The organism is Pseudoalteromonas sp. CH_XMU1449-3, from assembly GCF_037027245.1.
GTDB lineage: Bacteria > Pseudomonadota > Gammaproteobacteria > Enterobacterales > Alteromonadaceae > Pseudoalteromonas > Pseudoalteromonas shioyasakiensis.
This window is the reverse complement of sequence record NZ_JAYMDY010000011.1, coordinates 103198-116505: the sequence shown is the minus strand read 5'-3', so window position 1 is coordinate 116505 and position 13308 is coordinate 103198. Positions and strand designations below refer to the sequence as shown.

The following is a 13308-nucleotide window of genomic DNA, read 5'->3' as shown; positions in this document are numbered from 1 at the left end:
TTCATGAATAAGGATGTTGTTAAAGCGTTTTTATCGCTCAGTAGTTTTACCGCCCTTAACCATGGTAGCCGTATTGTGCTTACCTTGTGCCTTGCAAGGTTATTAAGTACTGATGAGTTTGGTACTTTCGCGGCGTTACTCGCACTGTGTGAAATTCTGTTATTACCCGCGAGTATGGGTTTTGCATCATCTTTAATGCGTATTAGCTACCCGCTCTACAAAGCTCAGCAACATGATTTACTACGTGGCTTAAAACATGTTTATTTAGCTGCATCTTGTTTATTCGGGGTGATTTTTGTCGCTGCTGTGGTGATTAGCTTTCAGGCTATTTCACCGCATCAAAGTGCTCAAGAGCATGTGGTCTATTTACTATTACTGGTGCCGATTGGCGCCATTATGCAAAGCCAATCGGCTTTTTTAGTGGCTTTGAATAAACCAAAAATTGGCCTGATAACGCAGCAGTGTATTTTTGAATTGCTAACAGCTGGGTTTTGCTTTTCCGTGTACTTGATACGTGGCGACTTATCTTTAGTCGAGATTTGTATCTTGTTGTTTTGTAGCATCTTGTGCGTAGTCATTTATCAATATTGGTTAATCAAAGAAATGATCGTCGCAAGCACTGCCCGCTACCAAACCAAGCAATGGTGTAAAGACTCCTTGATCATGCTCGCCAGTGGCGCAGGCACCGTGTTGGTAGCAAAACTCGATGTATTACTGGTGCATCACTGGTTTGGTGCACAAGGCGTGAGTATCTTCTTTCCTGCGGTAGTGATTGCTGGCTTACTGACTATTTTAGGCAATGCCGCCAACCAATATTTAAAACCCATTTTAATGGCCGATGAGACGACCGAGCAGCAACTTAGCGAATTAATGAAAGTGGTATGGCGTTTTAACTTTGCCGCTATTTTGCTACTTGCCCTGCTCGCAAAGCCACTACTCACTCTCTATGGCGAAAGCCAATTGCAGGAAGGGTTTTGGATTTTAATGCTGCTGTTACTTGGGCAGCTGTTATTACCAGCAAGAATCTTAGCCAGTAGCATGATCAAGTTAAAAGGGAACCCGCTTATTAACTTGTACGTATTACTTGGCGCAACCAGTGTCACGGTTTTAATGGCAGTACTGTTAAAAGATCAGTTTGGCTTATTGGGGGTGGCTGTAGCATTTAGTGGTGGCTTTATGCTCGGTGCGCTTTGCCGCATGGTGATTGTATGTACACGCATGCGGCTGCCTTTATCTGTGGTATTGGGTTTAGTCAGATAGATAATATTCAACACTGGTAACAACACGCACTTTTTTCAGCTGAGGTGTGTTTGAATCTCTATCTGAAATTGAAAACTGCCCCTGACGCGCTGTTTTAATTTTACCTAATTTAGATTGTGAATCTTTGGCAAATTTCATTGCCACTTCACGGGCTTTTTCGGTTGCTTCTTGAATCATATTTGGCTTAATTTCATTTAAACCATTAAATAAATATTGAATACGCGTTTCGTAATTGTCTTGTACTATCGCAATGCCTTGCTTGGCTAACTGGCTTACAGCGCCTAACGCATGTTGCACTTTTTCGATGTCATTTGAATAAACAATAACATTATTACGGGCAATATAACGAAACTGCTGATTCTCGCCGCCATATTCGCGGGCTTGTTTATCAATAATTGACTGACTACCAAGACTAATTTCTTCATCACTAAAGCCATGTAGCTTTAAAAAGGCGACGACTGCACCGCTTTTCTCTTCAACCCGACCTACTAAATTTTCAAGGTTGTTATCGGCATCAGAAAACTGTAACGGCCAAATTACGGTGTCGGCTGGCACTTCCATTTCAGCTAACCCTTTAACGTGAACAGTGCGCTCCATGCCTTTCACATCTAGGGCTGCACTTTTCAAAATAAAACCTAATCCAAGCAAACCAACCGCCAATGCACACGCTGCAATAACGATATTAAATGGTTGCGCTTTATTCATGCTTTTCTCCTTGATGTAGGTCACTGTTTTTGACTCGAAAAGTAGTTATAAACAGGTTATCTTATGAGTATAACTTTTAATACTTTAGAAGCGTGTCGGTTCTAGTTTGGGTGTATTAAACTTAACAGACCCTGAAGTTTTAACAAACAGCGCAAGCGAAGGAAACAGCATGAGCGTTAAACGTATTAGCCAATTTTTTAACCCTAAATCAGTCGCGGTCATTGGCGCCTCAAATTCTCCTAACCGAGCGGGGTTTGTGGTTATGCGCAACCTTTTACAAGGGGGCTTTAAAGGCCCAATCATGCCTGTTAGTTTAAATCACAGCGCTGTACACGGCGTACTAGCCTATCCGAGCATTGCTGCACTTCCAAAAGTACCTGACCTTGCGGTTATTTGTACTAATAAAAACACCTTAATCAACATCATTAACGAGCTTGGGGAGCTTGGCTGTAAACATGCAGTGGTGATTGCGGCGGGCTTAAACGCCGACCAAAAGTACGCATTAAAAGAAGCAGCTGCTGAGGCAAATGTCTCTTTACTTGGGCCTAATTGTTTGGGCTTACTTATTCCTCATATTGGCTTAAATGCTAGTTTTTCGCATACAGTTGCAAGCCCCGGAAAGCTCGCTTTTGTATCGCAATCAGCGGCTGTTTGCTCAACCATTCTTGATTGGGCGAAAAATAAAGAGATTGGTTTTTCATATTTTGTGTCTGTGGGTGATTGCCTTGATATCGACTTTGATGAGTTACTCGACTTTTTAGGCCGCGATGCAAAAACCAAGGCTATTTTGTTGTATATCGATAATATAGAAGATATTCGTAGCTTTATTTCTGCAGCGCGAGCCGCTGCGTTTAGTAAACCCGTCATTGCCATTAAAACCGGTAAAACCAGTGCCGGAGCCCTTGCTGCAGAAATACACACTGGTGGCAAACAAAGCTCAGATGCGGTCTATGATGCGCTATTCCAGCGAGCGGGTATGCTAAGGGTAAATGACTTACGAGAGCTTTTTGCTGCGACACAAACACTGGCAATGCACCCCAAACTACTTAAAGTCGAACAGCTGACTATTTTAACCAATGGCGGCGGCCCAGGTGTAATGGCGGTTGATACGCTTTTGCAAAGCTCAGGGAAACTGGCAGAGCTTAGCGACGAGACCAGAGCAGCGCTGAATAAAGTTATTCCGCAATCAGAAATGACCTCGAATCCGGTAGATATTTTTGGTGACTCAGCGCCAAGACGCTACCAACAAGCGTTAGAAATTTTGCTGCAAGCCAAAGAAGTTAAAAACCTGCTGATCATTCATACTCCTTCTGCGCTTGCACCGAGTGAAGACTATGCTGAGATTATTGTCGAAACCTTAGAAAAAATCCCGAAGATGGCTCGCCCTTATGTTATGACGAACTTTATGGGTGAAGATGCCGCGTATGCTGCGCGAAAGGTCTGCGCTAATAATGCCATTCCGACCTACCGTACACCTGAAGGTGCGGTTGGTGCGTTTATGCACTTGGTAAGTTATCGCCGTAACCAAAAGCATTTAACGCAAACGCCAGAATCAAACACCGATGATGCAAAGATAAATAAAGACGCAGCACGCACTGTTGTGAATGAGTTTTTAGCCGAAGAGCAAAGCTATTTATCAACCCATGAAGCAAGCCAAATTCTCACTCATTATGGTATTGATTGTATTCAAACTGAGGTTGCTTACACACCAACAGAAGCCAAAGAGCAAGCCATTGAGCTGGGTTTTCCGGTAGCGTTAAAGCTAATTAGCCCTAGTATTCCTTCTAAATCAGAAGTCGGTGGTGTGGTCCTTAATTTAAATGATGCACAAGAAGTTGAGCAAACAGCCTTTGCCATGCTGCTACGAATCAAAAACACCTACCCTGACGCCCATATTGAAGGCTTTTCATTGCAAAAGATGGCGCCGCGAGCAGGTGCTAATGAGCTACGAATCGCTATTAAAACAGAGCCGAACTTTGGCCCTGTGATCTTACTGGGTGAAGCAGGCACCGGACTTGAATTCGCTCAAGCTGCAGTGGCATTACCTCCACTGAATATGAACTTGGCAAAATACCTGATTGCTGCGGCGCACGATAAAGGCGTACTTAAAGACCGCGTACTACCAGAAAAGGTCGATAAATACCGTTTATGCGCCCTACTCACCCGCATCTCGCAGCTTGTTATCGACCAACCTGACATTACCAGTGTTGAGCTAAACCCTATTTTAGCCAGCAATGGGCAGTTTTTGGTCCTTGATGCGACTATCGGCCTTAGCCGTTATAAAGCAAAAGCGAACCGTAAACGCTTGTGCATTCGCCCCTACCCAATTGAATTGGTTAAAGAAGTAACCCTTAAAAACAATACCCAAGCACAGCTAAGACCAATTAAACCGGAAGATGAGCAAGCTCACTTAGAGTTTGATCAATCATTGAGTAAAGAAGACAGATATAAACGCTTCTTCGGTGAATTACCGCAATTTAACCATGATCAGCTCGCGAAAATGACGCAAATTGATTATGACCGAGAAATGGCGTTTATTGTCAGCCAAGAGCAAAATGGTTCAGCCTGTACATTAGGGGTGTCTCGTGTATTGATGGATCCAGACAAACTCGATGCTGAGTTTGCAATTGTGGTGCGCTCTGATTGCCAAGGTTTAGGGCTTGGCACAATATTAATGAATGCGGCAATTGAGCATTGTAAAAACCAAGGCGTAAAACAAATTGCTGGTATTACCTTGCCAGAAAACACTGGCATGATTGAACTGGCACGAAAACTCGGGTTTAAGATCACCCGCGACTTTGAAGAAGGCAGCATTAATATGGTGCTAAAACTTAACTAAAACTGGATCATTATTTTGCATCGTTTAAGAAATTACACTGCACGAGTTTTTGAAGGTAACGGTAAATATCGACGTATAGGACGCGCTCTCGACGTGTTTTTAATGTCGTTGATCATGATTAATGTGGTGGCGATTGTGTTGGAGTCAGTCGGCCCTTTAGCAAAGCAATATCATCACGAATTTTTAATGATTGAGCTGATTTCTGTCGGTATCTTTACCTTAGAATATGTGCTCAGGCTTTGGTGCTGTGTTGATAAAAGCGTGCATAAAGAAAGCCCGTTAACAAATTCAAAAATTCGCATTAAGTATTTCTTTTCGCCCATGGCGCTGATTGATCTGATCGCGATTTTACCTACCATTCTGATGGTCTTTGTGAGTGTTGATTTACGCTTCTTACGAGTGCTTAGGTTAATGCGTATCTTTAAGCTGACACGCTATTCAAGGGCGATGCAGCTATTATTAAACTCGTTCAAAGAAGAAAGCAGTTCACTACTTGCGGCATTTTTTATTATGGCCGTAGTGCTGATCATTGCTTCATGCGGTATTTACTTAATTGAACACGATGTACAGCCAGATAAATTTGGCTCTATCCCTGCTGCAATGTGGTGGGCAATGGTGACATTAACAACTGTTGGTTATGGCGATGTCGTGCCTGTGACTCCCCTTGGTCGCTTATTTGGTGGTGCTATTACACTAGTTAGTATGGGTATGGTGGCTATTCCAACCGGTTTGTTGGCCTCAAGCTTTTCTGAGCAGTTACGTAAACGCAGACAAGTGTTTACCGATGCAGTCCACGAAGCCGTTGAAGATGGGCACTTATCACCTGTTGAAGAAGAGCACTTAGAAAACTTACGGTATAAACTGGGTTTAAGTCAGCAAGAGGCGAATAAAGCGATTCATAACGAGCTTAAAAACCGCAATCGCAATCTGTATTGCCGCCACTGTGGTAAACGCCAAGATTAACGAAAAGGGTAAAGCTTTAGCTTTACCCTGAAAACTCATCATCCCATTGGGTATCTAAAAGCGCTTTCACTTCATCACCCGCTACAGGTTTGCTAAACAGGTAACCTTGGAAATACTCACAACCTAAAGAGCGTAAGAACTGCAATTGAGTGCGGTTTTCAACTCCTTCTGCTACACACTCTTTACCCAAACTTTTTGCTAAGGTAAGCGTTGAGTTGATAATCGCTTCATCACCTTTATCGACCCCAATGTCATTAACAAAGCTTTTGTCTATTTTCAGCACATCAACCGGAAAACGTTTCAAGTAGGTCAGTGAGGCATAACCCGTTCCAAAGTCATCCATATAAATACGACAGCCTAGCGCTTTGAGTTTTTCCATACTTTGCTGCGCTTTATCTGAATCATGCATCATCACTGATTCGGTGATCTCAAACACTAATGCGCTCGCAGGAACCTTAATTGCGCTTATTGATTGATGTATTTTCTCAACCAGATTTTCGCTTTCAAAATCAAGAGCTGAGAGATTAATCGAAATATATAAATCAGAATGCGTGGTACGCCATTGGCGCAGCTCAATCAATGCTCTTGATAGAGTCTGTAGCATAATTTTGGTAATTAGCCCGGAGCTTTCTGCAGCATTTGCAAAGTCTTCTGGTTTATATTCATCATTACTCGGCCAACGTAACAACACTTCAAGCCCCGCCACTTGGCGAGTCTCAGCGCTCACAATTGGCTGATAAAAATTACAAAACTCATGTTCTTGGTAAGCTTTACTTAACTGTGATTCAAGGTGCAAAGTACGCTGCACTTGTAAATTCATTTCTTGCTTATAGAACTGATAACAGCCTTCAACATGACTTTTCGCGTGGTACAGTGCGACATTGGAGGCTTTCAATAAAGCTTTGGTGTCCTTTGCATCATCAGGGTAAACAGCAACACCAACACTCAGGTTCACCTTTACAGCTTGCTGGCTCAGTTCAATATGAGTATCGACACAATCCATCACTTTTGCACATAACAGCAGTAACTCATCAAGCTGTTTAAAATCTTCGGCAAGGATAACAAACTCGTCACCATCGAAACGTGCCACGCTATCTTGTGGGCGCAACACCTGCTTTAAACGCTTAGCAACTCGCTTAATTAATTCATCAGACTCTTCACGCCCAAGCGAATCATTAAAGTGCTTAAAGCGCTTAATATTAACGTTTAATAACGCCACTTTTGTTTGATGATAATCAGCTTGTTCAATAGCGTGAACGACTCGGTCGTTGAACAAGGTTTTATTTGGCAGTCCCGTCAAAGCATCGTAGTTGGCCAGTAGATGCAGCTCGTTTTCAGCCAACTTTTGCGCGCTAATATCAGTAACTATAATCACATAGCTATCAAGTTGGCGATTATTGCCTGCAACCGCACTTATTTTTATTAATACTTGGCGCTTTTCACCGCCAGCAACTTCAACCACATCTTCTGCTGAAAAGTGCTCACCCGACTCAAGCTTTTGCATAATGCGTAAGTAATGAATACGGGTAGAGATAGGCATACCAAGTGTGAGCGAGCGACTAGAGCGAGGCTCTGCTGGAAAACCAAAGGCATCTTGGAATGACTTATTGGTAGCGCGAATACGCAGATTTTTATCTAAGATAAACACCCAGTCGCGAGTTTGTTCAAATGCTGCACCAAACAAGCGGGCATTTTCTTCAAATACCAGTTCACGGGTCATATTTGTGTAGGTGCCCGCTACTTTTTCAGGAGCGCTGTCTTGCCACTCAACCACTTTGCCAAAGTCTTTATACCAGCGCCAATTACCATCAGCATGACGTAGTCTGTAAGTGCAATTGAAATAGCCTTTTTGTGTAGATAAAAACTCTAACCACTCTAACCTGAAAGTTTGTTTATCATGAGGGTGAATCTTTGCTAAATAATCATCTAAATTAACGCTGTCAGTTTCATAACCTAACTCATTTTTAAGACGCGGCTGATAAATAATCGGGCTTTGCGATGACCAATCCCACACTCCAGAATGGCTGCCTTCAAGAGCAAGCTTCAATCGTGCTTCACTCTCTTTACTTTCTTTATGGGCGGCTAACAATATTTGTTGCATACGGTTACGTCTAAATACCCAAGCAGCAACAAACAGTGCAACCAAAATCACATATAAAACAATAAAGTGTGGCGCACGCCAAGGTGGGTATTTCACTTCGATATTTAAAATTGCCGGCGGCGTTAACTCTCCGGTTAATGGATCTTTTGCCCATACCTTAAGGTGGTATTTTCCTGCACTGAGTTTTGGGAAGAGCACCCGGTTGTTATTACGGGTATAAGTTTTTTGACCATCACCTAGCTGGTATTCATAAATGATACGTTCTTGATAGTTAAATGCCATCGCCGAAAAGGCAACTTCGAGGCCTATATCATCATGCTCAAGGATAACACTGTCGATTGGCTGTTTTAGCTCAGCGGGTAAATCACGAGACATCAAATCAAGGTTGGTAATATTTACGTGATCAATTAAAGCTTGCTGATAGTGGTTATCCATAGGGTAAAAATAGGTAAAGCCTTTTAGCGTACCATAGACAATTTGCCCTGACTCAAGCTTAGTAAATGCACCACTATTAAACTCAGTCGAGAATAACCCTTCTGAGCCAGTAAATTGCTGAAAATGTAAATTATCAGGGTTCAGTCGCCAAAGTCCTTTGTGGCTACTCATCCAGATCATACCTGCTTCATCAAGCACCATGTCGTATAACAAAGTACCTAACTTATTCTTCTCAAGGTCGATGGTATAAATATGCTCGTAAGTGCTGGCGTCTAAGCCGATTAGGCCAAAGTTTGAAAGCGATAACCACAACACATTGTTGTTATCTATGATGTAAGACATCACATTCACAGCAACATTTTCATGTTGTTCAGGCACTTTATATATCGTCGAGAGCTCGTAAGTTTCGGGATCAACTTGATACAGAATACCCGCATTATAAAATAATGGCGCATCTGGCTTTGAAGATAACGCAGGTAAAAACCCATAAGCTAAAAACGGCTCAAATTCATCAAACTTACCGCCTAGTCGGGTCACTTTTTGGCTATCGATATTATAAACAAACATGCCGTAATCAGGGTGAACATAGTAAAGATCCCCCGATGGCATCAACAATATGCCATGCACCCAATCGTTAATTAAAACCTGGCTCTCGGGGTTTGCGGCTTTGACTGGGGTGGCCTGCCCGGTTTTCGGATCAAAGCTTAATATACCGCGATTAGTATGCAGCCATAACTTATCTTTGTAGGGCATGATTTGGTAAATACTGAACTCAGTAGTAATCAGGTCAACCTGATAATCTTTTAAAAACACTTCACTTTCGTAGGTTTCTAAATCAACCGCTGTTAAACCATTATGGGTGGCAAGCCAGAGACGATTTTGAAACTCAGTGATACTCCAAATTGAATGATGCGATAGCCCATCGCCTGTTAATGAGTTGGCTGTTACATTGATAAAATTGTAATTGTCGTATGACTGATAGAATGCACCATCATTTTTGGTTGCCAGCCACATTCCACCAGAGCGGTCTTTCACAATATCAATAATGCTGGTGTCAGCTAGTGTGTAACCACTTTCCTTTAGGCGCATATTCTTAGCTAACTCACCCGTTTCAAGGTTATATTCAAATAACCCTTTATCAGTGCCAAGCGTAATAGAGTTAGCCTCAGGTATAATCTTCCAAATATTTAATTCACTAATGAGCGTTTTATTTTTAAAGGCAATATCTGGGGTCTCAAACATTGCTTTTAAATTGCTAATATCAACCTGATAAAGGCCTCTAACAGCCCCCACTAGCAATGTTTGTTCATTGATAATAGCGAACGATTTCACATAATTTTGATAAATATGGCTTGGCTCATTTTGGAGATGTTCAAGTTTACGGACTTTTCCTGATGCCAGCTCATAGACATAAGCACCATTACTAGTGCCCATAAAAATATAACCTTGGTACGCGAAAAGCTCTCGAATAACACTACTTTTTACGCGTTCAGGTATTTCAAAAATAGAGGTGATTTTTTTCGTTTCTAAGTCTAATTTGGCAAAATCCCAACCTCGCCCTAGCCAAAGTGTTTTGTCATCAACAGCCACCATGCTAAACACCGATTCAATAAAAATTTGCTCTTCAGTAGTTGGTTTCGCAATAAACTGCTGATAAGTATCGGAAGTGGGATCATAGCGAAATAAACCCGCTTGTAGTGAAGCTATCCAGATATAGCCTTGAGGGTCTTGGTAAATACGGTCAATGATGGCATCTTCAAGCTCACCATTAGGGCCTTTTATGTGAACCACCTGATAACCATCGTAGCGATTGAGGCCACCTTCAGTCGATAACCACAAGTAGCCACTGTTATCGATAAGCATGGTGTTTACATAACTTTGCGATAAGCCTTCACTGGTTGATAAACGTTTTACCTGCGAGATAGCGGGATGGCTAAATAAGCCACAGGTCAGAATAAAAAATAACGCTATACTGGAGAAGAACTTAGTCATTGACGTTCCAAATTGCTAACTTGGCACTGTGTCACGCGTAAAGTGCATCGCAACTACGTTTCGATGCGCATATACCTCAAACAACGATTGCAAAGAATTGGGTAATGTTAATGCATAGTTAAACCCATTTTGTAGATAAAAATCAATCAGATTTTGGTACACGAAGGTAAAAACTGTCCCTTTTTGTGCAGCGGTGACAGCCGCAAGTAATTGTGAGGCAATTTTTTGACCCCGCCATACTTCATCAACATAAAGGGTAGACAAAAATAACAGCCCAGCTTGGTTTTGAACTCGGCATGCTGCAATTATTTCTGTTTCTTTGTAAGCAACCCATACTTGGTCAGCTTTGGTCGCTCGGCCGCGAGCCTTGTGTTTATCATAAAATTTGTTTACTAACGGCGTTTTAATTGGCTCAAGTAAACAAAATCTAAACGCAGCCATGGTTAGCTCATTAGCGAAAGGTAATGCTCAAATTGCTGCTTAAGAAAAGCTTGCTCAGACATAGGGCGATTATTTATTGCAGTGTAAACACCTTCGCGGGTGTTCTTACCACGCTTTATTTGATAAGCCCAAAAAGACGCTTCGTAATCCAATTGAATTTGATATTTTTGCTCTCGTGGCAATTTACATAAATTGAAACTCATACTTTCTCAGCAATAAATTTTTGATTTTGCAAGTATAACAAAATTAACAGGCTTTAATCCCTTTTATTAGCTAAAAAAGCCCACGGATAAGCTTGATTTTGGAAACACATATCAGTAAATTAACGAGCAATTTATGTACGCAAGGAACGCACGTTGTCGAAGTATCTGAGTAACAGATTTGCCTTATTTTTGCTGTTTTTTTGCTTCTCAAGTAGTGCCAGCACCAATTTACTGATCTTTAATCGCCCTGCCGATACACCTCAAGCTCGCTATGTTATTGATTTAATGAGAATGGCATACAAAGAAATTGGCTATGAGATCCATATAATCGACTTTAATCATCAAAATGCGCTGGTTGCTGCAAACCAAGGTGTGCTCGATGGACAGCTAGGCCGTATTGCTGATGTTAAAGATGATTATCCTAATTTATTGAAGGTGGACTACCCACTTTTTGATTTTAATTTAGTGCTACTGAAAAATTGCCGACAATGTCAATATGAACAGCTTAAATCGTTAGCAATTCAGTCAAGCTACCCGGCAGCCCAGAGTTATATCGATAACCACCCATTTGATGGTGATGTGATCAAGGTCAGAAATGTCACCGCGCAGCTTAATTTACTCACGCAAAAACGTGTTGAAGGGACAATATTACTAGACTTTTTACTGTCGACTAAGCATCCGGGGTTTGACCAAACGGCCTTTCATAAACAGATTCTAATGCCGATGCAGAGCTTTCACTTTGTGCATAAACGGCATAAAGCGATAATTCCGCAACTGACTAAAGTACTTAAAAAGCTTGATGAAAACGGCACGGTGCAATTTTTAAAATCGAAATACAACCTCAGTAAATTTTAAAAATCAAAACCGCCTTGCTCAGGATTTGTTTGTTGCTGCTCTGCCTGCTGTTTTTTCTGAAGGAAACGTTTATAGCGCTGTTGGCATAAGCTAATGACTTTACGTTTTTCTGCATTGGTAAACTTATTCCAATAAAAGCGCTCATCGCGACTTCGGTAGCAACCTTTACAATAGCCTCGGTTATTAACTTGGCATATTCCTTTGCAAGGGCTTGGAATTTCAAATATTTCAATCTGTTGCATCACAAATGCCGGTTAATAAAGAATATTAAAAGTATAGCCTGAAAATTAACCATAAAAAAAGCCACTTTAAAAAGTGGCTTCTTAAACTATCTGATTCGCTTACTCAGATTCGCTTGTGGCAAGTTCTGCTTTACGATGAAAAGGTTTAGCATACATAGCTAATACCAAAGGTTTTAGCTCCTCTGGCACTTTTGCTAGTCGCTCGTTAAATGCAGCAGCATCTTTTTCGTCAATCACAGCTTGCGTACAACCACCCGCTATGTAGTTACCAGGGTGTAAGAAAAACGAATCAACAATTTGCTGATCAATGGTTTTTGCCAGCTCTTCAGGTGATTCGCAGCCCGATTCAATTGGTTCGCCAAACGCTAAATGTACATGCCCTTTAGCTGTACTAAAACCTTCAACAATACTAGCAATATCTTCACCTTGCTGTTTCACATACTGACCATGTTGCTGTTTATGATAAAGCTCTTTCGCTTTAGCAATCGCGCATGGCTCGTATTGATAAGAGATAGACACTGGCACAATTTTTAATTCGCGTACGTACTCAGCAAATTCTTTTTTCTGCTTACGACCTTGTAACTGCAACATTTTAAGTAAGGCAGGATCTGTTTGATCAAAACCGTCTTTTGCTCGGCCTTCTTTTTGCGCTATCCAAATTGAGTGGCCTTCAGCAAGTGAGTCATAGATATAAGCTGACAGCTGCGACAGCGCTTTTAACATCTCTTTCGGAGCTTTCGCTGAGCGCTTTACAATAAAGCTTTTGTTTAAACGCATTAACTCAGTGATATACGGAATTTGCAGTAAGTTATCACCAATTGCGATGCGAACTGTCGGCATGTTGTGCTTGAACAAGCCCCAGTTAACGAGTGCAGGATCAAGCACGATATCGCGGTGATTAGAGATAAATAAGTAAGCTTGTTTTGGGTCTAGTTTATCGATGCCCGAAAACGTTACTTCTGAAGTCGTACGGGTGATTAGTTTATTTAAATAATCAGCCACTTCATGCTGAACTTGCTCAACCGATGCGGTGTTGCCCCACTTTTTACGCAGCTGACTGCGCACTAATGGGCGAGTAATAAATGGGAAGTTCGATAAAAAGCGCGGTAGGTTATACTTAGCGATTACATCTACAAAGGCATTATCAGCAATCAAACGCGCTACTGAATCAGCTACTTCATCATCATTGTAAGGTCTTATGTCGGCGTATTTATCCACACTTTCACTCATTAAAAACTACTTAAGTTAAAAAACGGCACGCAGAGCGTGCCG

At 41.6% G+C, this 13308-nt stretch carries 10 protein-coding genes; 4 read left to right on the top strand and 6 right to left on the bottom strand.

The features are described 5' to 3' along the window. The first annotated feature begins 3 nt into the window (after positions 1-3). Positions 4-1260 carry a lipopolysaccharide biosynthesis protein gene (locus WA256_RS14555; protein ID WP_335992494.1) on the top strand — a complete coding sequence of 419 codons (1257 nt, stop codon included), beginning with the start codon at positions 4-6 and terminating at the stop codon, positions 1258-1260. Here WA256_RS14555 and WA256_RS14550 read toward each other — a convergent pair. Continuing rightward, positions 1249-1965, bottom strand: coding sequence for an SIMPL domain-containing protein (locus WA256_RS14550; RefSeq protein ID WP_335992493.1), 717 nt, complete (start codon positions 1963-1965; stop codon positions 1249-1251). The two genes, WA256_RS14555 and WA256_RS14550, sit on opposite strands and share 12 nt — an antisense overlap. 169 nt (positions 1966-2134) lie before the next feature. Between WA256_RS14550 and WA256_RS14545 the strand changes: the two genes are divergently transcribed. Beyond that, positions 2135-4804, top strand: coding sequence for a bifunctional acetate--CoA ligase family protein/GNAT family N-acetyltransferase (locus tag WA256_RS14545; protein ID WP_274167466.1), 2670 nt, complete (start codon positions 2135-2137; stop codon positions 4802-4804). A gap of 9 nt (positions 4805-4813) precedes the next feature. Continuing rightward, positions 4814-5767 (top strand): ion transporter, encoded by a 954-nt coding sequence (locus tag WA256_RS14540; RefSeq protein ID WP_062566139.1) that lies wholly within the window; start codon positions 4814-4816, stop codon positions 5765-5767. Positions 5768-5789: 22 nt separating this feature from the next. On the opposite strand, the gene WA256_RS14535 is transcribed toward WA256_RS14540, so the two are convergent. Genes WA256_RS14535 through WA256_RS14525 form a run of 3 tightly spaced genes read right to left on the bottom strand, consistent with a single transcriptional unit; the run spans position 5790 to position 10939 of the window. After that, positions 5790-10295 carry an EAL domain-containing protein gene (locus WA256_RS14535; RefSeq protein ID WP_335992491.1) on the bottom strand — a complete coding sequence of 1502 codons (4506 nt, stop codon included), beginning with the start codon at positions 10293-10295 and terminating at the stop codon, positions 5790-5792. 15 nt (positions 10296-10310) lie between these two features. Next, positions 10311-10736 carry a GNAT family N-acetyltransferase gene (locus WA256_RS14530; RefSeq protein WP_063527268.1) on the bottom strand — a complete coding sequence of 142 codons (426 nt, stop codon included), beginning with the start codon at positions 10734-10736 and terminating at the stop codon, positions 10311-10313. 2 nt (positions 10737-10738) lie between these two features. Further along, positions 10739-10939, bottom strand: a complete 201-nt coding sequence (locus tag WA256_RS14525) for a DUF3283 family protein (RefSeq protein ID WP_036966037.1) — start codon at positions 10937-10939, stop codon at positions 10739-10741. Between the two features lie 153 nt (positions 10940-11092). Here WA256_RS14525 and WA256_RS14520 point away from each other — a divergent pair, with 153 nt between their 5' ends. Beyond that, positions 11093-11794 carry a transporter substrate-binding domain-containing protein gene (locus WA256_RS14520; RefSeq protein ID WP_244269405.1) on the top strand — a complete coding sequence of 234 codons (702 nt, stop codon included), beginning with the start codon at positions 11093-11095 and terminating at the stop codon, positions 11792-11794. Here the strand turns inward: WA256_RS14520 and WA256_RS14515 are convergent. Next, positions 11791-12036 (bottom strand): DUF1289 domain-containing protein, encoded by a 246-nt coding sequence (locus WA256_RS14515; protein WP_055021180.1) that lies wholly within the window; start codon positions 12034-12036, stop codon positions 11791-11793. The two genes, WA256_RS14520 and WA256_RS14515, sit on opposite strands and share 4 nt — an antisense overlap. 99 nt (positions 12037-12135) lie before the next feature. Continuing rightward, a complete protein-coding gene (locus WA256_RS14510; RefSeq protein WP_054562756.1) occupies positions 12136-13266 on the bottom strand; it encodes a 1-acyl-sn-glycerol-3-phosphate acyltransferase in 1131 nt (376 codons plus the stop codon). Positions 13267-13308 lie beyond the last annotated feature (42 nt).